The sequence below is a fragment of the Candidatus Protochlamydia naegleriophila genome (assembly GCF_001499655.1).
GTDB classification, from domain to species: Bacteria; Chlamydiota; Chlamydiia; order Chlamydiales; family Parachlamydiaceae; genus Protochlamydia; species Protochlamydia naegleriophila.
On sequence record NZ_LN879502.1, the window covers coordinates 475099 to 496562 of the forward strand.

The window sequence follows — 21464 nt, forward strand, 5'->3', positions numbered from 1 at the left end:
GTTTATAATGTGACTACAATCATAATTTGAAATCAAAATCACTTTGGTATTACTTTTATTTATAAATTTATCTAGAATCGAACCGAGCCTGAATTTTAAGAGCGTAGACGCTTTAAAAATCTGCGACTTCAAACAACAATTTTAATTTTCACGAGAAGATATGAATAAACAAATATTCGCCAGCATTTTATTTTTTGGAATGTTCACATTTTGTGAAGCTACCCCTAATACTTCCCCATTACCTGCACATTTATCTCTAGCGCCAATCAATAAAATAGATGAGGAGAATATTGATTATCTCTTTCCAGTAGAATCCAATCTTGCATCCAATCCATCATTGCAAGCGATTTTTCCTGAAATAAAAAGTAATTTTGACGGAAATAAAATTCTAAATGATTTAAAGAAAAATGGTTTTTACGACAAGTCATCAAATATGAATACCATTTCTGATGCAATAGACAAATATGGTTTTTATATTATCAGGTCAGAATTCAATGAACAACTCAATGTAATCAATAGTTTTTTTGATAGAATGGGTACTTTTCCTAAATTGTCATTTAGCGATAAACCTTATGAAAATAAAAGTGACTTGAATAATGAACGCCATTTTATGTGCGACAATATCGCCTTTTATTTTTCTATAAAGGATGGAGTTTTATTGCCGTATAATTTAAGTACAAAGAATTTCAAAAGTAAGAGACCCTATTTTTACTCTGATCTGGAAGGGAGTTTAGAAGATTACTTGGATAAAGCAGAATTAAGTGCCATATCGGAAATATTAGAAGTGGTTAGGACATCTATTTCTGAATATAAAAAAGAAGATCTGGAATTATCAGGAAAAATCTTTTTAGCCAAAGAGCCAGGCACAGCTTACCGGGGGACTAATCGTGTAGAGGGAGTTAAAATATCATGGCATCAAGATCGCATTGAAGAGGTTGGAAAGCCATTAAATACATCAGAATTTTTATTAACCCTGGTTGTAGAAAGCAATAGAGGAGCGGCTAATGGCTTAACAGGAGGGAATTTATTAATTGGCAGTTTAAATGAAGACGTGGGCACAGAAGAGCGTAGAAGAGCGGTATACGAATTGGATTTTAGAGATGTTTCGGTTGGAGCTGTTATTCCCATCGAAAGTGGGTACGGGTATTTAATTGAACAAAATCGCAATGCTGATAAAAAAGGAAATCCAAGAGTTCATTGTCATACACTTGGGGTATTTGAGTTAAATAACGAAAATATAGATGCAAAGAGAAATGTCATTATTTGCCAAATAAATACAAACAAAAGACAATCTTAATCAGGTTGAACAAGAGGCATGAAAACTCTGATTACGCAATTTAAAGGGGCCCGGCCCCTTTTCACTTACTAATCAGATCATTTCATCTGCCTCGAAAACAGATTTCAAACTCATCATTCTGCTCTTTTTGTATTCAAACTTTTTTGATAACGCGTGTCGAATCACAGCTCTTTTTCTTTCGGGAATTGATTTTCCTAAAATGCCATGCAAACTCAAATTCATTTTTTTCCAGCATTACTTGTTTGGGGCTCTAGCTTTGATAGTTTGATTGTCAATAAAAGAGGTAAGCTGGATAGTGAAAAAAAAGAATAACATTTGTTGGGTGTGATGAAGATTTTAGTGGTGAATGCCGGCTCCAGTTCTCATAAACTTTCGCTTTTTGATAGTGAGGGAGGGCTGCCTACTGATTCGCTTTGGAGGGCTCAACTGGATTGGGGGAGACCAGACAATCAATATTATACCGTTCAGGTCAAAGGGGGCGAAAAAGTCACGCGTCATTTGAAAACACCGAGCCTTGAAGAGGGATTACGCGAAGTTTTGGAGAGTTTGTGGAAAGGCGATGCGCCAGTCATTGATACTCCTCTTGCGATAGGACGAGTTGGCCATCGTGTGGTACACGGAGGGGCAATTTTTCAATGCCCTGTGTTAGTTACCCGGGCTGTTAAAGAGGAGATTCGGAGGCTCATTCCCTTGGCGCCGCTTCACAATCCAGGCAATTTGGAGGGCATCGAATTAATCGAGCAGATTTTTCCAGCAATTCCTCAGATTGCTGTTTTTGATACGGCCTTTCATTCGACCATGCCAGAGGTCGTAAAAACGTATCCGGTTCCCTATGAGTGGAAGGAAAAGGGCATTCAACGCTATGGATTTCACGGAACCAGCCACCACTACTGCGCTATTCGGGCGACGGAAATGATGAAATCGAGGTTCTCTTCTTTGAGGCTCGTCAACTGTCATTTAGGGAATGGGGCTTCTCTTTGCGCCATTCGAGATGGAAAGAGTATCGATACGACGATGGGATTTACTCCTTTAGAAGGATTGATGATGGGGACGCGCTGTGGTTCGATCGATCCCGGGATTTTGCTTTATGCCATGCGCGAGTTAAACGTGGCACCAAAAGAATTGGACACTCTCCTGACGTTTGAGTCTGGGTTAAAAGGGATCGGAGGAAGCTCCGATATGCGGGAAATTCAGGCTGAAACGAGTGAGCGAGCCGAGCTTGCTCTAAACATGTACATCTATCGCTTGAAGTACTTTATCGGAGCCATGACGGCTTCTTTGGGGGGGATAGATGTACTGAGTTTTACAGCCGGGATTGGTGAGCATGCCGCCTACATCCGTGAAAAAACATGTGAAGGGCTGGCTTATTTGGGAGTTCGCCTCGACCTTGAAAAAAATCACCAGGACAAATCTGATCAAGATTTGGACATTGCGGCCAGTGATTCGGCCGTGCGCATTCTTGTGATTCATACCCAGGAAGAATGGATGATCGCTAAAGGCTGTTTAGATGCCCTGCTGTAGAGCAGGGTTCATGTACCAGGCAGGAGAGTAAAACGTTACTCTCCCATTTTGGCTGAATTCAGGGTGCGTTGAATGAGTTCGCGATTGACCCGGGCGACATCTTTTAAAAAGGTGAGGCGGTCGAGTTGAAGCGCGATTTTTTTCAATGACCGTTTTTTATCAGTTAAACCGCGTTTTAGCACTTGAAGGTCTTGTATGGTTTTGTGATGGACTCGTATGTAGATTTGATTAAAAGTGTCTAATACAGATTGATAGGCAACTTCTTCTTCGATATCGGTTTCTAAAAGAGAGATGGCCGTTGTCTGTAAAGAGTCGGGGTAAGGCAGATCTTGCTGAATCTGCTCTCCAAGACGATGGCTTTCGGCTAATAATTTGGTCAGGAGTTCAATACAGCGGTCTAAGCTTGCCTGCAATGTTTTAACAAGCTCAATCAAACGGGCCGGTTCTATAGAGTCTAATGCCTGCTTAGAGACGGCCTCTTTAATGCGCTGATCCAAAGACTCTTTGCCCTTTAAATAAAGATTAGAGACCTCTTTTAAAGTTTTATTGACAACGCTTTTAAATCCCAGTCCCCCTTCGGTGGCATTAATGAGGGTGACTTCTGGATGGGCATGTGCAAATTCTGTAATCCACTCCGACTCTGTTATCCATTTCCAGAGGGTATGAATAGGCGATCCATTGATATCTTCTTTTAAGAGGGGTTGTGACTCAAAGTCATTATCGGTCTTGAAATCTTCTTCAGTCAATTTTAAATTGGCCGTTACCCCGTCGGCATAAGGCTGTTCGTTCGTGAAAGCAAGATCGACACCGACTAAAATGATGGGATCGCAACCCAATGCATGGGCGATTTCAATGCAAAAATTGACGACATTATGCCCCTCATCTAAGTTTTCTCCCTCCAGCTTCAGCTCCTGCTCGAACCATTGAGCAATTTCATATCCTCCTGTTCCTGTAAGATACAGGCGAGGCCCAGAAATGGCTTGAAGAGCCTCATGAAAGAGGCGTTGACGGTAGAAAAAAGGAATGCCGTAGGGCTTTGCAACCTCTACCCGAGGGAGCTGGGCCTTATTGGGATCGATGGCCACTCCAAAATGAGGTAAAATACCCTTTGGAATCAGCGCATTCAAAGCTGAGCTCCCTGCAAAGAGAAGAGCCTTGTCTTTTAACTCTTTTAACTGATCAATATTCTTATTTAAGGATGGACCGGCTCCGCAAATGATGGCTGGAATCTGCTTAAACTGTCCAAATAAGCCGTTGCCAAAGTAGGCTTTGGATAGTTCGAGCAGATTGGGGTAAAAATTGCGGAAAAAAGCTACCCCATATTGCAGATATTCTTCTACAAAGGCTTTTTTCTGAATGAGATTGTAAGAGAGAAGATGGTGAAGCTGTAAAAAACCTTGAGGATTGACTTCCTCATAAAGCTTGAGGCATGAGACTGTAAATGGGTCGTTTAGATAGCGCCATGACAATTCATTGAAGAGGGCCTTGTCCTCCAAATTGCTATCGAAATAGACAATTTGGACTTGCGGATGCCTTAAAATATCTGTGCCCCTTTCCGTTTCAAGAAGCCTGTAAAGAATTCCTTGATCTTCTTCCAGAAAAACTAACCGGCGGGCGGAGTCATCCTTTAGCCATTTTTTGGCGGCCTCATAATAATAACCGAGCCCAATTCCATACACATAGAGGATACAGGTGTTGTGCAATGGCAGGCTGGCAAACCACTCAGATGCCTCGGTTTGGGCTGATAGGGGAGAGTGGTAAAAATAGGTGCACCCTCCATAGGTGCGCTGTACATTTGGCTCGCCTGCTTGCGTTTCACAAAATACGAGATCGCTCGGATCGACTGATTGGAGCTGATACGCTAGCTTGGCATCACTTTTTTGGAGTGCTTTTAAGTTTTTTTGCAGGCGCTGGGAGTGGTTTTTCATGATGGCTCCGAAGATTGGCGTTTGCGCTTGGCTTCTTCTGCCTGCTCGATATTCTTCTGCATGGTTTCTGCCAAATTGTCTTTAAGAGCTTGCATGTTTTTCATCGCTTCTTTGATGGTTGCGAACTCTTCGGCTAAGTTGAGGTCGACCTCTTTGGCCTGCGTTAAGTGCTCTTGGACTATGGGCTCCATCTGGATGAGAATGTCTTTTAGAGCTGTTTCAAGCAAGTCGACTTTTTGCTGGGTCTGTTCGTAAAGCTGGGAATAATCTTCTACGCCGTTTACGAAAGATTTGACACATTGCCCCTGTTCATTCCAAATGGTAAGATCGAAATCTTCGGGAAAGGCGTGAATGTCAACTTCTTTAAATAAATGCCCCTTAGCATCCCATTGCTTTGCCTGTCCAACTGGAATGCCTTCCTGGTAATGGCATTCCATCAGCTGCTGCCCATGAGTACTCCACATTTTTTCTGTTCCATGCCGCTTTCCAGCCTTGTAATGCAGTTCGCGAAGAAGCTGGCCTTCAATGGTATAGACGCATACTTCCCCTTCTAAGAGGCCTTCTTTGTACTGCATGACGATGTGAGGCGAGCCATTGGAATAGAAGTACTCCTGGGTTCCATCTAAAAGGCCGTCCCTATAGCGGCACAGGCTATAGAGAGCGCCCGTTTTGTAATATTGGAGGCTTTTCCCCAGCTTTTTATCGCGATAAAACCAGCTTTCTGAAAGGAGTTGCCCATTTTCGTGATAAAACCTTGATGGACCATGCAGCTGCTGATGGAGATAATACATTTCAAATTTAATCTGCCCATTAGGGAAGAATTTCTTAAAGTGGTCCTTCGCTGGGTCTGGAGCAAAGGGTTCGTCAATCGAAAGATCAAGGATTGGATCTTTTATTTGGAGGCGTCCATCGGCAAACGCATACACTTCACCAGGCTCTTTTGGCACTAGCCGTTCGTATTTTTTAAGTGCCATAGGAGGAGGAGCAAAAATAAAGCGTTGAATGGCCTGCTGCATTAAAGCTAAGTTTTGCGACAGCGTTTCTTGGAGAAAATGGTAGCGCTCAAGGTGGTCAAAAAAGAGGGTAGCTGGTTGGGTATGCGTCATATGTTGCGAGCTTTGCAAATACTGGTAGGCCATATCGAACATTTCAAGAAAGTGTTTATAGCCAATTTCCTCTTTCATTGCGGAATCTTGAACAATGGTATTTGGCGTGTAAAACTCTAATGTTTCTATTGGCGAGGGAGAAAATTGTTTCTGAGTGGCTTTTTCGACTAAAATGGAATTGCAAGCGGCTAGGCATTTATCTAAGCTTGTTTTTAGTTCGTTGATAAGGCTCAGGAGTGCTGGCTGTTTGATCTCGAGAGGATGGCTTTGAATTTCTGCATGAACCCATCCTGATAAGTCATAAGACCTGGCTAGATACTCTTCTTTAACATTAGCAAGTGTTTGGTTGGGTACTGGCGCAAAACCCAAACCTCCTTCTGTAGCATTGATCATTTGTATTTTTGGATGATTTTTGGCAAATTGTCCCAGCCATCCGGCTTCCGCAACCCACTCCCATTTGGTCTTTATCCATTCATTATAGATATCTGGCCGCAAGACCACTTCTTGAGCCTGCGTGGCATAAGGCTGGCTTAACTCGATCCAAAGGGGGTGCGTGGCAATGCCTGGGGCATACGTTTGTACTTCGGTAAAGGCAAGATCCATTCCAACGTAAATAATGGGACTGCACCCCATCTTGTAAGCAATTTCGGTGCAAAGATTAACCACGTTATGCCCCTCATCCAAAGGTTCTTCGGGCATGCCTAAGCGCTCTTCGAACCAGGATGACAATCGATTGGCAGAGCCTGGCACGTAAAGTTTTGGGCCCTGCATCAATTCAAACGCTTCATGGGAAATTCTTTGGCGATAGAGAAAGGGGAGATGAAACGTATGGTTTGTAAGCAGGCGGTGGCTTTGCTCTTTATTGGGATCGACGCCTAAGCCAAAGTGAGGCATAATTCCTGCTTCATTGAGCACATTTAATGAAGATCCCCCTGCGAAAATTAACCCTTTTTGTCCAAGTTCTTTTAGAAGGTGAATGTTTTTTTGGAGCGAAGGGCCGGCTCCACAAATGATTGCAGGCACATTTTTAAACTGATTAAAGAGGCCGCTTGCAAGATAAGCTTGGGGCAGAGAAAGAAGGTTGTGATAGAAGTTCTTTAAAAAACCTGACTGACCGGATAGATATTCATTGTGCAGAGCCGTCATCAGCTTGGCATCGTGCAGCATGGCGTAGCAAAGCGTTAATGCCTCAGCCTCTCTTCTGATGGCGTAATAAGGAAGCGCTAGAAAATCAATGCGCTTATTAATGAAGCTGCTATTCAGCTTGCAAAAGTTGACATAGTCTTGCTGGTAGTCGTGAAAATAAAAAAGAGTGACCTGGGGATTTTTTAATAGGGAAGTGGCAAGTTCTGTTTGAAGGAAATAGTAAATGACTTCGAGGTCATCCTCCAAGAAAACGAGATGATTTTGGGGTTTCTCTTGCAGCCAAGGAAGGAGGGCTTGATAACCGTATCCAAGTCCTAAACCGTAAACATAGATGACTTCTGCAGTTGATAAAAGCTCTGGCTTGACTCCCTCGACAGCTTCTTGCAAGGCACCGGTTTGAGCATGGTAGTAATCTGTCATCCCATATCGTGTTTTAGAAAGATTGGGTTCTCCTTGGTCAGTCAAACAAGGAGTCAATTCATGGCTGTCCCATACCCACTCTAGACGGTAGGCGGCAAGTGGGTTTCGTTCGACCAGCAATTCTAAATTCTGTTGATAGCGTTCTTGGCTGAAAGATGAGTTCATAGAGTGATGTCCTTAGCTAAAGTGCCATCAGGAAACCAACAACGGGCTCGCTTGGCAATATTTTGATGATAGTCAACTTCAGTAAATAATTGGCCATTTTCATACCAACTCTTCTCGGTCCCTTCGCGCTGCCCTTCATGAAAGTAGAGCTCTCGTTTGAGATGTCCAGTTGGATAGTAGAGCCTTACAACCCCGTCAAGCTGTCCTTGCTTGTAATTCAACTCTGTTTTGAGGGATCCATTTTCATAATAATAAAGATAGTTGCCTTGCCGCAGATGTTCAGATAATCCAGGAGTGGAATAAAGCGATCCAGAGGTGTAGTAAGCAGGCTTTTGAGCATCGGATGGCTCAAAGGGGACGGCAGGAGGAGGTAAAGCCGAGGCTTGCTGCTCTTTTAAAGTATTTTCAATGATTTTTAAATTTACCTTCGTTGTTTGCAATAAAAAGCGGTAGCGCTCTTGCATCAATTGCTTGTGCCGTTGGCTTCGTTCATGCTCTGGCAGGCGTTTAAGATTGCGCAAATCCTTTTGAATGAAGGTGGAGAAGAAGTCATCAAACTGTTGTAAAAGATAATTGAATCCCACTTCTTGCTTTAGCGCTTCTTCTAGTCCTTGACTGCTTTCATGGTCTGAAAGTTGCAGGATGGCTTGACAAATGGCTTCGCATTGTTTAAGGCTGTTGTAGAAGATCTGAATGCAGTTTTTAACCTTGCTGCGGTCAACAGGAACTGAACCTGCACCTTGGATGGCACTGTGGATCAATTGCTCCAATTCGAACGTTTGCGTCAGATAGGTTTCCGAGACCTCTTGCAAAGAGAGGTTGGGAATTGAAAAAAGACCGATGCCTTCATCGGACGCATTGATGAGCCGCAAATCAGGATGGGTACGGCCATATAAATCGGTCCATTGGGCTTCAGCAATCCATGTCCAGTAGCTCCAGACTTTCTCACCTTTGATGTTTTTGACCTGAATGGGGGGGCCTAAATGCGTTTTCTGTTCAGTTTTTTCTGGAAAGAGAGGATGCCTTTCAACTCCTGAAGCATAGTGCTCACCTTCGCGAAAGGAGAGATCGAGTCCAACAAAAATAATGGGATTGCAGCCGAGCAAACGGGCGATTTCTAAGGTTGCATGCACGACATTATAGCCCCCTTCTAATTGAAGAGAGGGAAGGCCGAGCTGCTCTTCAAACCACTTGGCAGCCCAGTAAAACACGGCTCCCGATAAGAAAAGGCGGGGACCGTGGATGGCTGTTAATGCCTCATAGTAGATGCGATTGCGGTAAAAAACGGGAGTTTCGAAAGCGCGATTCATAATCTGACGATGAAATGTTTCGGCGGTTGGATCAATATTGACCCCAAAGTGGGGCCATACCCCCTCATGAGTCAAAACGTTCAGAGCGCTTCCTGGGCCGAATAATAGGGCTTTTTGATGCAACTCTTTGAGTTTAGTTGCATGCTTAGCTAAAGAAGGGCCTGCACCGCAAATGATGGCTGGTATATCTTTAAACTTATTGGCTAGATGATCGGCAAGGTAAGAGTGTGGAAGCTGTAAGAGATTGCGATAAAAGTTATTAAAAAAGGCGACGCCAAATTGAGCCAATTCTTGATAGCGAATATTTTGTTCGGTCGTTTCGAATTCAATTAAGTCTTGAATCATAGAAAAAAACGGCATTTTATTGGCTGCATAAGAGGGCAAGGCGGTAACGCTAAAAGAGCGTAGCAAATTATCCTGCGTCAATAAGCGGACGATCGATCGATCATAATGAGCCTCGGAAAAGTCCCTAATATCGACTTGAGGATCTTGTAAGAGAGGGGCTGCGTGTTCTAACTCCAAAAAATACCGGATAACGGCAAGCTCATCTTCTAAAAAGATCAGATAACGATTGGGATCGCCCTTTAACCACTCTTTTAGATCCTGGTATAAATAACCCAATCCAAGCCCATATACATAGAGAACATCGCAGTTCTCAAGAGACAGCCCGGCATACCATTCTTTTGCCTCGCGGCTTGGCCCATTCTCGCTGTGCAGAAAATAGGCCTTGTCTCCTTGCTGTATGGATAGATTAGCTTCTTCATGGGTCGTGCAAGGAGTCAAACAAATTGTCTGGCCATTCAAAAAAGAAGAGACCTTATTGGCTAAAGGAGCATTGATTAAATGCAAAAGGGCTAGATTGCCGTTGTATAATTTCTGATCAAACATCGCCCCTCATGAAAAGCATTCTACTATAAATCAACCAATCAGGCTTTGTGAACACACTCTAAAGAGGTATCCAGTTCTTATTGCCGCCTAAGGGTTTAAATCGCTTGCGCCGTTCTTTTATTTGTTGCTTTAAGGGGTCCTGAACCGGAGCCGCTTTTTTACCCCGCTCGATCACTTTGGAAAAGGCGAATTGCAGGCTCTTTGCATCTTTTTCAATCTCTCTTGCCCGCTGCAGCACCTGTTTGTCTTTATCCGACAACACTGCCGAACGGCTGGCATTCATTCGAAGAGCTTCAATGTCAATGTCCGCTTCTTGAAGGGTTTTTTGATTCACCTCTTCAAAAAGCGCAACGGCATTTTCAAGCCTCTCAATTTCTTCTAATACCCGCGGTGTAATATTGTCTGAAATGGGGCCTTGATGCTCTTGAATCCTCTTGATGAGATCGGCCACTTGAGCTAACAAGGGCTCAATTGGGTTCTTTTCTTTCATAATTCCATCTCTAATAGAGTTTACATTTCTACACCAATCTTTCGAAGTATACACTTCTAATTTTATTTTAACAGCTTTGAAAAACTTTATCAAAAAAAATCCCAGATCTCAATCAACGCGAATGTCTCATTGATTGCTCGAGGCCTTTATTTAGATTGTTTTGAAATTAATAAACAATTAATCGGTTTTTTATAAACGTTCGAACTGAAAAATTCTATATATATGATGTGATGTTTTGGTTTGTTAGTTAATTAAAGTTTGTATTTAGTTTGCAAGAGGGGTGTATGGGAATTACTATGTTTTGACTATTGTCAAACGTTTTGTCATTTTTCAGATAGTGAGGTAAAGATTCAAGTTGTTAATGAAAAATGGTTGGATTGTCTGAATTGAGTGATGAATTTATTGGCAATATTATGCAATTTGCCGATGTAGAAGAATTCTATCAATTGGAAAGAGTTTCGCATCAATGGCAAAGGGTGATGGCAAGCTATTTTCCAGTAGAAAAGGAGTTAATGGGAAATGAAGCAGACTATCAGCCGACTTTAAACTTATTGCTTGAATGACTTTCCTATCACCTTAGTCTTGTACAGTGTAAAAGAACGCAAGAGAGGAGTGGAAACGCAGAGGATATTCTAAGTCATTGAAACGTCCTCTTTGTCTCAATCTCTTACATCGCATCCCTTAGCGCCTCTGCATTAGATTGCTCACAAGGATGTTAATGGTCAAGCAAGTTCAATTAACATATGTTGTGGAAGTTAATTTATGGCGAAAATGATTGTTGTGTTTTGTTATAATTAAAAATAAGGTTTTTATTTTCTCTATTTTTGATTTATAGCAACTATGTAATAGAGGTAATTATGAATAGATTTGATTCATCTTGGCAGCAAGCTTTACAATCGACGTCTTTTCCCACGAGTACAGGGTCGCAAGCCACTGATCACTTAGGTGGAGGCGATACAGTGCGATATAGCGGTCGTACATTTGCTTTTCATAACGGTTCTCCGACTGAGACAAAGGTAAATGATAGCATGATCAATTCGAATTTGGGGGCTGGGCCAACAGCCTCGACCGGACGGGTGCGTCAAGTTGCTCATATCATCATCGGAGGTTTTGCAACTTTGATTGACAAGTTAGCCTCAAAAGTAGCCGATGTTGGCAGAAAAATATTTGCTTTTGCGCAAAAGGTAGGAACAGCAGAGGGGCGTTCAGAATTAAAAGAAGGGATTGAGAGAGGAGCTCAGCAGATTCAGACGAAGCTGAGTTCTTTAAAAGAGGCAACTTCTGAAAAGCTGCGAAAAACCAAAGCCGAGCTGCCAGGCAGGGTTCAGAAATTTAGAGAAGATTTTCCGGCCACCGTTCGGACGTCTGTAGGAAAACTCAAGAAAAGTGCGACCAAATTTTTTCAACAATTGAGGTCTTCAGAGGGCCGAAAAGAGCTGAAAAAAGACTTTGAAGGGGGATTGGACAGATTGAAGAAAGGGGCTATTAGTCTTATGGAAAGGGGAGCGGAAAGAGCCTCGCAAATGGGAGAAGAATTGCAGCCCAAACTCGATGCTTATGAAGCAAGAGGATCGGCGATTGTGGCAGAGTCTAAAAAGGATCTAAAAGCGGTTAAAAAAGATGCAAGTATTGCAATGGGCGAGCTGAAAAAAACGGCAGAGGGGCATTTGAGCTCTATCGGACAGAGCCTTAGCACACGAATTGATAACTTGAAACAGAGAATGGGCGCCATTTCTTTCAAGCGTCCATCTCCTACGCCAACCTATGACATGGCGTTGGCTGCCAACACAGTCGATGTTTTGAAACAGCGATTAGATAAACAAAAGCTCAATTTGCAGAAGAATATGCAGGAGGGAAGCGATGCTGGTACGATCAGGACGCGTGAAATAGAAATTGGGGAAACACAGGCTTCGCTTAAGCTGTTTGAGAATCCTTCTAAACTCAATAAATTCATCAAGGCTCAAAAGAAAGAGCATGCAGCCGAATTGAAACAGATTAGGGACTTTGCCGAAGGCGGCATCAAGCAGAACGAGGCTTTGACAACTAAATTAAAAGAGCAAATGGGAGAAGTCTCTAAAACGTTTGGCGATGACAAACTGGCGAAAATGCGCGAAGAAATTGGCAAACGAATGGACGAGAAGCATGCGCTGTCTAAAGAAAATAGTTCGGATGAGAATATCTTAATTCTCATGTTGAAAAAAGAAAGTCCCGAGGCCTTCCAATGCGATGTCCGTAAAGGCTTAGGAGAAGTAACCGGACCGAGCAATGGTGCGAAAATGGAGTCCAAGGAATTTATCAAGCATCTCCACGACAATCTTCCCAGCTATTTGGGATTGGATCGGAAAGACTTTCGCACGAAGCCAAGCGGAGAGGATCCCTCTGGAGAGCTTTTAAAGCAAGATAAAGAAAATAATTTGGCTCAATTCAAGCAATTGTGCATAGATAAGGGACTCAGTGCAGACGAGGCTGCGAGCAAGGCTAGCGAACTCAACAACAAATACAATGAACTCATTGATGCTAAAAGAAATTTAGAGATTGATGGCGGCAGCAAATACATGACCCTTGCAATGGAAATTAAACAGTTTGTTGACAATCTTAAATAAGCGCTTTAAATGGCAGGCAGTGCTGCGGGATCTATTTAAATGGCAGGCAGTGCTGCGGGATCTAAATGATGAATTAGGAAAGCGTTTGCGTTATATGCGTGTACATGAGCCTTCCTTGTTTGAGGAGGATCTCATAGGGTGGCAGTTCTGCCAGAAAGTGATAGTCTTTTTGGACTGGATGTTGCCATCCCACGCGTCTTTCGTTCTCGTTGGCGACGCCAATAAAGCACGCTTGCAAGTGTTGATTGTACCCGACAACCTGACGAATGACTTTAGTTGTTATAGCGATAGCCTTGCATTCGATTAAAAGAAGAGGATAGAGGGGGTAGTTTGGATGGAGCCCCGGAACGAGAACGATCAAATCTGCTCGTCTGTTGGGGATTTGATAAGAAGGAATATGACGCAAATGGGGGATCTGGCTCAAGATTATTTCTAAAGCGAGACTCCCACTTGGATAACCCAGGTTGTGCGTCATGTGGACAAGTAAGCCCTGTCTAACTTTTTCTTCAGGAGTGGATGCGATCCACTTTTTGCGAACAGAACAAAAGAGTTGGCAGGGCTCTGACATGGTTCTATCTAGCAATTAGGTTCAATGATACCGTAATGTCCATCTTGGCGACGGTAGATAACCTTTAATTTTTGATCTTCTTCACTCTTGAAAATCAAAAAGGCATCTTGAGATAGCTCCATCTTCATGACAGCTTCATCATAGGTAAGTGTTTTTAATGGACGCTTTTCTTGCTTTACAATTTCATGAACAGTCTCTTCACCATTAAGCTCGCCTTCCTCTTCCTCTATTTCGAGCTCAAGCTCTTCTTCAGCAGTTGGACGGCGCAAGACGTTGACGTTCATGTCAATGATCGCGAGGCTCTTGGCATGGTGATCTTGGATTTTAGATTTATAGCGGCGAATCTGCGCCTCTAACTTGGCAACCGCCTTGTCAATAGACGCATACATGTCTTGAGTAGACGCCTGGCTAGTAATCTTTGTATGGCCCGCTTTTAAAATAATTTCAACGCGATGATCGATCTTTTGAATGTCCATGACGACATTAATATCGATAATGCGATTCATGAATCGCTCAATCTTAGAAATTTTTTCCATAGCGTAGTCTTTCATCGAATCGGTGATTTCTACCTGGCGTCCTGTGATCTTAATGTTATATTCTGCATCTACAAATTCTAAGGCTTTTGCTTTGCGATTCATACGTACCTCAATGAGTTAACGTTGACGTTATAGTTTTGAAAAGTTCATCTTAAGGCGACGAATACTCGGCCTTTGCAATTTTTATTATATCACTCTCTTTGCCCCGTGCAAAGAGAAATCGATCAAGTTTTATTTTTGAGGTATAGGGATCAATAGAAAGCGGTTTGAAGAATTAAGTAGCATATACTCTTAGAAAATGAAAAAGCGCTCTTAATGGCATTGGGCAAAAAGAAGGAATCAGGGCTCAGAAAGAATGGAAAGTGAAGCAATTTCCCTTTTCTTGCGCTTGAGCTCTAAATTGCCAAGCTGTCCGCAAGCTGCCATAATTTTTTGTCCTTTCGTTTGCCTCAAGAGGGTGTAGTACCCCCGGTCGCGGAGTCTCTTTGTAAAGGCTTCCAGTATGTCTTGGTCAGGCGGCTGGTAGCGGTCGTGGCTTTGAGGGTTATAAGGAATAATATTGATTTTGACATCCAACCCTTTTAAGTAGTCAGCCAGTTGATCAGCCTGCTCGAGCCCATCGTTTTGCCCTTTGATCAGGACATAGGCAACAAGTACCTGTTTTCCGGTTTGCTGGCAAAAAGTTGAGAGAGCTTCATGCATCTCTTTCAGGGGATGCTTGCGGTTGATAGGCATGAGCTTATTGCGCAGTTCATCGGTGGGGGCATTTAACGAGACGGCTAAGTTGGGCAAGGGGTTGGTTTCTTGCAGCAACCGATAAATGCCATCCAAGCATCCACTTGTTGAAACGGTAATGTGGTTGTGGCCTAATCCAAACCCATGTGCATCGGTTAAGATTTTTACGGCTTGCATCACCATGTCATAATTATCAAAAGGCTCTCCCATTCCCATGAAGACGATATTGCGGACAGAAAAATTTAAATGAAAACGGGCAATAAAGAGCTGGCTTAAGATCTCTTGGGCCGTCAGATTGCGAAGAAGACCCATGCGGCCCGTTTCACAAAAAGCGCATCCCATGCGGCATCCAACTTGAGAAGAGACGCATAACGTGCCTCCAGCTTGCATGGGAATTAAAACCGATTCGATCTCCAAGCCATCAGCCGTTTTTAATAAAAACTTTCCAGTCTTGCCATCGGTGAGATTTGTAGATAAGGGAAGGACGGAGAAGTCTGTTAAAGCCAGGATCTCTTGTAAAAGTGCCTGAGCATTTTTAAAGGCCGGATGGTGGCCTGTCACGTGTCCAGTGCGATACCACTCTTCGTAAACCAATAAGGCATGCTGATATCCCTTGCCTAACTGGTTGCGAATCCAATCGGCATAAGAATGAGAAGTGTGGGATAAAAGAAGTGTTGTTGCTTTATTCACAAGATATGCTAAAAAAATGCACCGAAGAGGGCTCGAACCTCTAACCACCCGGTTCGAAGCCGGGTACTCTATCCATTGAGCTATCGGTGCATATAAGAGTTAGTGCATTTTAACTGCTAGGAGACTAAACTATATAAGTCGTAAGATTATAAGTCAAAAAGTATCGATAATGACTTGTATATCTGCTTCAAACGAGCTTTTAAATTGCATCGGAAATGGGTTCAAGCGATAGCGCTTGCGCCGATTAATCCTGTTAAATGGGTATGCATGAGCGTCTCCTCCGATTTTCACACTGCCGAAGGTATTGTTGTCAAAGTCATCCCTTTTCGGGATTACGATCAAATCCTTGTTGTCTTTACTCGCGAAGCCGGGGTGATTAAGGTTCTGCACAAGGGGAGCCGAAGCAAAAAGAGAGGAGTGCAAGGACTATGCATGCCTTTGACCCGGATCGAGGTCGTCTATAAGGAAAAAAAAGGGGAGATTTTTAGTTGCCACGAGCTTGCCCATTTGGGATCTTACCATGCATTGAGGCATGAACTAAGTCATTTAAATGCGGCCTGCGATCTCTTGCAGGTTATTTATCAAACTCAGCTGATTGGAAAACCGGCTCCCCAACTCTTTGCCTTGCTGAAGCTTTATTTAGAAAAAATCCCGTCCATCTCTTCTCCTTGCCTATTGACCACGAGTTTTCGTTTAAAGCTTCTGAAGCATGAAGGCGTTTCAGCATACCCCTTGGCCTGCAGTCACTGCCTCTACCCGCTATTGAAAGAGGCCTTTGTCTATCAAGGCGAGGCTTATTGCCGGGACCACCGGGTTGCTGGCTCATATGCTTTACAGGAAATGGAATTGGGAGTATTATATAAGTTGATGGTTTGTCAAAGTTATCAAGAATTAGCTCAAACAGAGCTTCTTCCTCAGACAAAAACCAAGCTTGAAAGGTACTTTCGAGAGCGGATGCAAAAATAGAGAAAATCTAGTTGCTTCTATACTTGAAAAATGATACAGTCTCTTTTTCTCTTATGCGAAAGTGGCGGAATTGGTATACGCGCTACTTTGAGGTGGTAGTGAGGGTTTCCTCGTAGGGGTTCAAGTCCCCTCTTTCGCATCTTTTCTAAATAAAATGATTTCTTTTTTTTCCTTTCATCAACTATCATCATTGATAAGTCTTCTACCCCTGGTTCGTTATGGATTGTCGTGCCTACTGTACTGCTTCGTCCTACCAGATTAAGCCTCTCTTTGAGCGTTTAAAGCATCAAGGGGCCACCCTTTATAGAGATGTGGTGCATGTGCCTATTCCTGGCGCCTCAATTGGCGATGTCTTTTACTTTTCTTATGGGGCAACCGTTTGTTGGGGGCTTTCAAACGAACAATGCCAGCAATTTCTAGAGCAGGTTAAGGAGTTTGAGGAGCAGCCCTTATCGTTGGAAGAGATGGATATTGATGAATTTACCTTTACCTTTGGCGATATTCCCAAAATTGTCGAGGATGAAATCATTCTTCCGAACCGCGATGTATTAAACCGTTTGGCCATTTCACACGGCTTGGCCCAATCAGTTAAGTTAGGAACCTTTGAAAATGCCATTCGTCGTACGTTCCAATTTACTAAACAAATTCCGCAAGATTTAGCCAAGCATGGGAAGATTCCTCTTTCTAGACGGGAAATTCGCAGGAAAATGGGGCAGCTCTTTATTGAGCGCAATTCAATTAACTTGCATCTCGACGTGTTGGATACGCCTGAATTTTTTTGGGAATATTCTGAGCTCGAACCCCTTTATGCAATGACAAATAACTATCTCGATATTGATACGCGAGTAGAAGTGTTAAATCAGCGCTTAGATGTTATTCATGAATTGTTTGAGATGCTGGGAAACGAATTGAATCACCAGCACTCGAGTCGTTTGGAATGGACCATCATCTGTTTAATCGTCATTGAGGTCCTGCTCTCCATTTGGAGAGATGTCTTTCACTTTATTTGACGAGTTGGATGGCATTGAAGCGCTTAAGGCCGTCAGATAGCTTAATGTTGACTCTTGTTATCGCTTCAGCAATGATGTTTTGAATTTTTTCAGCCTGGTTTGTCACACCATTTCGATCATTGATGGGCCTCGGACAAAATTCACTGGGAGTCGTGTAGGTATAGTTAATTTTTGATCCCTTACCTATAAAAGGAGAGGTGGGAGCAAATGCTTCGATAAAAGATTCAACTTTGCCTACTGAGGTATTCTGTTCATAAGGGCTTTGTATTAAATAAAGGTTCTTTTCTGTTAATCCATAGGTCGCTTTTACCGCATACACATCGTTTCCGCAGCTTTGTAGATAGAGTGGAAGTTCTTGATATTGTGCATTCTCTGTAATTTCAAAGACTTTTCCATGCAGCCTTTGACTGCTGAGCGTCACGCCTTCATGGGAATGAAATGCCCATAGCTTAGACCACTGAGAGTAGATGGTTAAAATCACTTCCGTAAATTCAGGATGAAGATTGATGGAATTAGAGCTCTTGGCAAGAGTACGGATAGCTGACGAGTTCTGGACAATTGTCTTTTGCAATGAGGTTTTTAGCGAACCGAGAGCTAGTTTGGCTTCATGCGCCTTTAGACGATTCTCTTGGTCTTTTTCAAAGCGTAGTGTTGAAGCTGACCCAGTTGTAAAGTTGGGTTGATTGAGTTCTGCTATACACCTTTGTAATGTGTTGTAGTTGTCTTCGATAAGCTTAATATTTGTAAGCCAAGCATCAATTGTTTTCTGCTGATACTTTATTTGGTCGATTTTGTTCCGGTCGAGACTTTCTAATTTTTGACGAATTGTTAGCCAAGACTGAGATTCGAAGACCACAACGGCATATTTGCGTGGCGTGCTTTTTCTGTTGGTATTTTTTAGTACCGCCTTCAGGATCGCATCGGCAATTTCTTGGGCGACAATGACTGTTGATTCATTTGGCAGGATTTCTTCTGGCCCAGCGATCGGTGAAGTCGTTGTTGTCTCTTGGGTTTCATTATTCCAAGGCCAAAAAGTGTTTATAAGTGCCTGAAGCATTTAAAATTCTCCTTATTAAAGAAAAGTATTATATTAAATCCTGATATAAAAGTCTACTGATTTTTAATCGATGTGTAAAAGGTTTCTGCCTTTTAATGAATTATAAGATCAAATTTAAGTTGCGAATTCTATCACTCAGTGATTTGTTTATGAGCTTTTATTGCCAATGGCTGCCGTATATTGATACCTAATAGCCAGATGCATCCAAGTAAGAGGAATCCAAAACAAGCGCATTGTGAAATTAGAATTGTGAATTGTTCGGATAGCGAACGAGGGAAATGAGGAGCTTGATTCCATACAAGCGACAAAGCAGAGAGATAAAAATGATTTCGATAAAGGTCTGTTCCCATCAAGGCAATAAGTGCAGCGATGCTAAGCTTCCAAATGTGCTGCCAGACATTTTTTGAAATCCAAGGACCGTTGAGTGCCGTCAGCGAGCGCCCTAAAAAAATTGCGTTAACCCAGGCGCTCACACTCGTAGCAAGCGCTACACTCATGGCTCCCCATCCAAATCCATTGATAAAAAAAGCATTCAAAATCAGGTTCAAAAGCATATTTAGGCAGGAGGCAATCGCCGGGAGGCGATAATTGCTCTGAGCATAGCAGGCTGGAGCGAGGAGCAGGATTAAGGAGGTCGGAAGGAGGCCAATGCCATAGGCCCATAAGCAAAGCGTTGTGCCTAAAACAGAGGAGTTGGAAAAGTCTCCATGCCCAAAAATGAGATTGACACTGCTGTCTCCTATGGCAAACAGGGCTGCTGTTAAGGGAATCATGAGGGTGCAGGTATGTGCCAAGGCTTCGTTCAAAAAACTGTAGTAGCGTCCCCAGTCGTGAGCCTTCAGCGCGCGCGTTAAAGGGGGAAGTAGGGCTCCTGCTATAGCAACACTGAAAAGGGCAAGGGGCAATTGCTGGAGCCGGATGGCATACCAAAGCATGGCCGGCCCCTCGGCCTCAGCATAGCGGGCAAAAAGAGAATCCATGGCGGCGTTAATTTGAGAGGCCATGACACCAGTCAATCCCAGGATAAAAGGCTTTCCCATGTGGAACACATCGGCTGAAAATAAGTCGATTTTATTCCATACATAGCCTGAGAGTTGCTGTTTTAAGAGTTTCCATGTCTTTGGAACTGTGAGAACCCATTGAAAAAAGCAGGCGACAATGACTCCGATAGATAACAGGGGCATCGCTTCAGAGGCTGCGTAGGGCTTTAACATCCAAACCGCAATGATCCAAATGAGATTAAAGGCGACAGGTGCAACCCCCGGAGTAAAATAGCTTTTTTCACATTGCAACAACGAGGCATTCAATCCAAATAAGCAGATGAATAACAGACTCGGAAGCATAAGCATGGTGAGGACTAGAATGTCTCGGTTAGCGGGTTGTGGATCGCCCCACATCAAGAATATCCCAAGGCCTAGGCAGACGAGGCTAATAAGCAATACTAAAAAAAGAGTCAGGGTAGCCATTAAATCACGAAAGAAAGTAAAGGCGCGCTGGCTGTTTTGATGGCGCAGAGTTTCAAACTCAGGAATAAAAGCAGCCTGTAAAGAGCCCTCCCCAAATAAGCGCCGACATAGGTGCGCTAGACGATAGGCTACCATAAAAGAGGCTATTGCAGACTGAGTACCAAAGGCATAGGCCATGGCCATGTCTCTTAACATACCAGTGATGCGGCTGAGCAGGGTGCCTGAAAAAAAACGTTTGGCAGATTGGAGAATAGTATGGGAAGAATCGGTCATCTTAAACCTTTGTAATTGTCGGCTATTCTCTGCCTTGTCGAAAATGAAAAAAATGAACAAATGACTTGCATGTGATAGATAATAAAAAATAGCATGCACATTTGGAAATAGCAAGTTTAAAAGGGGTATAAATGATTAATAAGCAGAAGAATTGAGGAATAACTATTCAACTAAATTTATAACTTGAAAAGTTGTTGTTCTGCAGGAAGAAAAGGATTAGAACAGTTTTTATTGAAGGAGAGAAGATGGTTGAAAAAGGGGCGAATTTTTAAATAGGATCGTTATCCAAAACTTGTTGCTTTGGTCGTCCTTTCCTTGTCAAGAACCAATGAGCTTGGTAAAATTCTAGCCGATTCATTAATTAAAGGATTCTATGACTTCTGAGAACATTCTCATCGGCGCTCATACGTCTGCAGCTGGTGGAGTCCACCGAGCTTTGTTGGAAGGCAAGCAAATTGGGGCCACGACCATTCAATTTTTTACAAGTAATCAGAAGCAGTGGAAAGGGCGTCAGTTTACTTCAGACGACTTAGCTATTTGGCAAAGAACATTGCAAGAGACTGGTTTACAGCACTTGATGAGTCATGATAGCTATTTGATCAATTTAGGATGTCCTAATGCCGAAAATCTGGAAAAAAGCCGTAAAGCTTTTCAAGAAGAAGTGATTAGATGTGTACAATTGGGAGTGAACTACTTGAATTTCCATCCAGGAGCTTCTCTTGGGGAAGATGTTCAAAAGTGTTTGGACTGCATTATTGAGAGCCTATTGCTTATTAAGCCTCTTGTCGAGCAAGGCAAGACACGCCTTTTATTAGAGGCCACTGCAGGACAGGGCTCATCGGTTGGGCATCGATTCGAGCAGCTAGCTTACATCATTCAAGGCGTGCAAGACCACATTCCAATCGGCGTCTGCATCGATACGTGTCACATTTTTGTGGCGGGTTATGATATCAGGACAGCAGAGGCTTGGGATCAGACGCTCAAAGAATTTGATAAAGTTGTTGGTCTCTCTCATCTTTATGCCTTTCATGTCAACGATTCAATGAAGGACCTTGGATCGCGCGTTGACCGCCATGCAGAGCTTGGCGAAGGCAAAATTGGCTGGAGCAGCTTCCAGTTTTTGATGACCGACCCTCGTACGCGTCATTTACCTAAATATCTTGAGACCCCTGGAGGGCCTGCGTTCTGGGAAAAAGAAATTCAAAAGCTTAAAGGGTTTGTTTAGAGGGTTTCTAGAAAGTATGATCGGGCTGCTTTAAAGGCCAGCGTATAAATCGACCGATCGTATT

General features: G+C 43.0%; 16 protein-coding genes and 2 tRNA genes. 8 read left to right on the forward strand and 10 right to left on the reverse strand.

Annotated features, from left to right (window positions below; translation table 11 throughout):
* The first annotated feature begins 160 nt into the window (after nt 1-160).
* A complete protein-coding gene (locus PNK_RS01870) occupies nt 161-1297 on the forward strand; it encodes a hypothetical protein (RefSeq protein WP_032124997.1) in 1137 nt (378 codons plus the stop codon).
* A gap of 327 nt (nt 1298-1624) precedes the next feature.
* Complete coding sequence (locus tag PNK_RS01875) at nt 1625-2818, forward strand: acetate/propionate family kinase (RefSeq protein ID WP_059059940.1); 1194 nt, start codon at nt 1625-1627, stop codon at nt 2816-2818.
* A gap of 35 nt (nt 2819-2853) precedes the next feature.
* Here PNK_RS01875 and PNK_RS01880 read toward each other — a convergent pair whose 3' ends face one another.
* From PNK_RS01880 to PNK_RS01895, 4 genes are read right to left on the reverse strand one after another with little or no spacing between them, the layout of a single operon-like run.
* On the reverse strand, nt 2854-4746 hold the full coding sequence (locus PNK_RS01880; protein WP_059059942.1) for a motility associated factor glycosyltransferase family protein: 1893 nt from the start codon (nt 4744-4746) through the stop codon (nt 2854-2856).
* On the reverse strand, nt 4743-7583 hold the full coding sequence (locus PNK_RS01885) for a 6-hydroxymethylpterin diphosphokinase MptE-like protein (RefSeq protein WP_059059944.1): 2841 nt from the start codon (nt 7581-7583) through the stop codon (nt 4743-4745). The genes PNK_RS01880 and PNK_RS01885 overlap by 4 nt, the downstream gene beginning before the upstream one ends.
* Complete coding sequence (locus tag PNK_RS01890; RefSeq protein WP_059059946.1) at nt 7580-9781, reverse strand: 6-hydroxymethylpterin diphosphokinase MptE-like protein; 2202 nt, start codon at nt 9779-9781, stop codon at nt 7580-7582. Before PNK_RS01890 ends, PNK_RS01885 begins: the two co-directional genes overlap by 4 nt.
* Before the next feature lie 58 nt (nt 9782-9839).
* Nucleotides 9840-10271 carry a magnesium transporter CorA family protein gene (locus PNK_RS01895; protein ID WP_032125001.1) on the reverse strand — a complete coding sequence of 144 codons (432 nt, stop codon included), beginning with the start codon at nt 10269-10271 and terminating at the stop codon, nt 9840-9842.
* Between the two features lie 368 nt (nt 10272-10639).
* On the opposite strand from PNK_RS01895, the gene PNK_RS01900 reads away from it, so the two are divergent.
* Together PNK_RS01900 and PNK_RS01905 are read left to right on the forward strand one after the other, a co-directional pair.
* A complete protein-coding gene (locus tag PNK_RS01900) occupies nt 10640-10834 on the forward strand; it encodes an F-box protein (protein ID WP_059059948.1) in 195 nt (64 codons plus the stop codon).
* Between the two features lie 294 nt (nt 10835-11128).
* Entirely contained in the window at nt 11129-12874 is a 1746-nt protein-coding gene (locus tag PNK_RS01905; RefSeq protein ID WP_059059950.1) for a hypothetical protein, read from the forward strand.
* A gap of 73 nt (nt 12875-12947) precedes the next feature.
* Here PNK_RS01905 and PNK_RS01910 read toward each other — a convergent pair whose 3' ends face one another.
* The 4 genes from PNK_RS01910 to PNK_RS01925 all read right to left on the reverse strand — a co-directional run bounded on the left by PNK_RS01910 (nt 12948) and on the right by PNK_RS01925 (nt 15493).
* Nucleotides 12948-13442: a type I restriction enzyme HsdR N-terminal domain-containing protein gene (locus PNK_RS01910; protein WP_059059953.1), complete on the reverse strand. Its 495-nt coding sequence runs from the start codon at nt 13440-13442 to the stop codon at nt 12948-12950.
* 8 nt (nt 13443-13450) lie between these two features.
* Nucleotides 13451-14080: a ribosome hibernation-promoting factor, HPF/YfiA family gene (gene hpf, locus PNK_RS01915; RefSeq protein WP_059059955.1), complete on the reverse strand. Its 630-nt coding sequence runs from the start codon at nt 14078-14080 to the stop codon at nt 13451-13453.
* Nucleotides 14081-14317: 237 nt separating this feature from the next.
* Nucleotides 14318-15403, reverse strand: a complete 1086-nt coding sequence (gene rlmN, locus PNK_RS01920) for a 23S rRNA (adenine(2503)-C(2))-methyltransferase RlmN (protein WP_032125896.1) — start codon at nt 15401-15403, stop codon at nt 14318-14320.
* A 17-nt stretch (nt 15404-15420) separates the two neighbouring features.
* Nucleotides 15421-15493, reverse strand: a tRNA-Arg gene (locus PNK_RS01925).
* Nucleotides 15494-15670: 177 nt separating this feature from the next.
* On the opposite strand from PNK_RS01925, the gene recO reads away from it, so the two are divergent.
* From recO to PNK_RS01940, 3 genes are all read left to right on the forward strand, one after another.
* The gene (recO, locus tag PNK_RS01930) at nt 15671-16369 is read left to right on the forward strand and encodes a DNA repair protein RecO (protein WP_059059958.1); all 699 of its coding nucleotides are present in this window, start codon (nt 15671-15673) and stop codon (nt 16367-16369) included.
* Between the two features lie 55 nt (nt 16370-16424).
* Nucleotides 16425-16508: transfer RNA gene (locus PNK_RS01935), tRNA-Leu, on the forward strand.
* Between the two features lie 79 nt (nt 16509-16587).
* Entirely contained in the window at nt 16588-17379 is a 792-nt protein-coding gene (locus PNK_RS01940; protein WP_059059960.1) for an RMD1 family protein, read from the forward strand.
* On the opposite strand, the gene PNK_RS01945 is transcribed toward PNK_RS01940, so the two are convergent.
* Complete coding sequence (locus PNK_RS01945; protein ID WP_059059962.1) at nt 17372-18436, reverse strand: hypothetical protein; 1065 nt, start codon at nt 18434-18436, stop codon at nt 17372-17374. The genes PNK_RS01940 and PNK_RS01945 overlap by 8 nt on opposite strands.
* Before the next feature lie 131 nt (nt 18437-18567).
* Nucleotides 18568-20175 carry a murein biosynthesis integral membrane protein MurJ gene (gene murJ, locus PNK_RS01950; protein WP_059059964.1) on the reverse strand — a complete coding sequence of 536 codons (1608 nt, stop codon included), beginning with the start codon at nt 20173-20175 and terminating at the stop codon, nt 18568-18570.
* Between the two features lie 373 nt (nt 20176-20548).
* Between murJ and PNK_RS01955 the strand changes: the two genes are divergently transcribed.
* Nucleotides 20549-21400, forward strand: coding sequence for a deoxyribonuclease IV (locus PNK_RS01955; protein WP_059059965.1), 852 nt, complete (start codon nt 20549-20551; stop codon nt 21398-21400).
* Nucleotides 21401-21464: the final 64 nt, after the last annotated feature.

Excerpts from the sequence above, each read along its gene's own strand:
- PNK_RS01955 (WP_059059965.1), top strand. The coding sequence starts at position 20,549 with ATGACTTCTGAGAACATTCTCATCGGCGCTCATACGTCTGCAGCTGGT.
- murJ (WP_059059964.1), bottom strand. The coding sequence starts at position 20,175 with ATGACCGATTCTTCCCATACTATTCTCCAATCTGCCAAACGTTTTTTT.
- PNK_RS01910 (WP_059059953.1), bottom strand. The coding sequence starts at position 13,442 with ATGTCAGAGCCCTGCCAACTCTTTTGTTCTGTTCGCAAAAAGTGGATC.
- PNK_RS01875 (WP_059059940.1), top strand. The coding sequence starts at position 1,625 with ATGAAGATTTTAGTGGTGAATGCCGGCTCCAGTTCTCATAAACTTTCG.
- PNK_RS01890 (WP_059059946.1), bottom strand. The coding sequence starts at position 9,781 with ATGTTTGATCAGAAATTATACAACGGCAATCTAGCCCTTTTGCATTTA.
- PNK_RS01885 (WP_059059944.1), bottom strand. The coding sequence starts at position 7,583 with ATGAACTCATCTTTCAGCCAAGAACGCTATCAACAGAATTTAGAATTG.
- PNK_RS01880 (WP_059059942.1), bottom strand. The coding sequence starts at position 4,746 with ATGAAAAACCACTCCCAGCGCCTGCAAAAAAACTTAAAAGCACTCCAA.
- PNK_RS01900 (WP_059059948.1), top strand. The coding sequence starts at position 10,640 with ATGGTTGGATTGTCTGAATTGAGTGATGAATTTATTGGCAATATTATG.
- PNK_RS01895 (WP_032125001.1), bottom strand. The coding sequence starts at position 10,271 with ATGAAAGAAAAGAACCCAATTGAGCCCTTGTTAGCTCAAGTGGCCGAT.
- PNK_RS01940 (WP_059059960.1), top strand. The coding sequence starts at position 16,588 with ATGGATTGTCGTGCCTACTGTACTGCTTCGTCCTACCAGATTAAGCCT.
- recO (WP_059059958.1), top strand. The coding sequence starts at position 15,671 with ATGAGCGTCTCCTCCGATTTTCACACTGCCGAAGGTATTGTTGTCAAA.
- PNK_RS01870 (WP_032124997.1), top strand. The coding sequence starts at position 161 with ATGAATAAACAAATATTCGCCAGCATTTTATTTTTTGGAATGTTCACA.
- PNK_RS01945 (WP_059059962.1), bottom strand. The coding sequence starts at position 18,436 with ATGCTTCAGGCACTTATAAACACTTTTTGGCCTTGGAATAATGAAACC.
- PNK_RS01905 (WP_059059950.1), top strand. The coding sequence starts at position 11,129 with ATGAATAGATTTGATTCATCTTGGCAGCAAGCTTTACAATCGACGTCT.
- hpf (WP_059059955.1), bottom strand. The coding sequence starts at position 14,080 with ATGAATCGCAAAGCAAAAGCCTTAGAATTTGTAGATGCAGAATATAAC.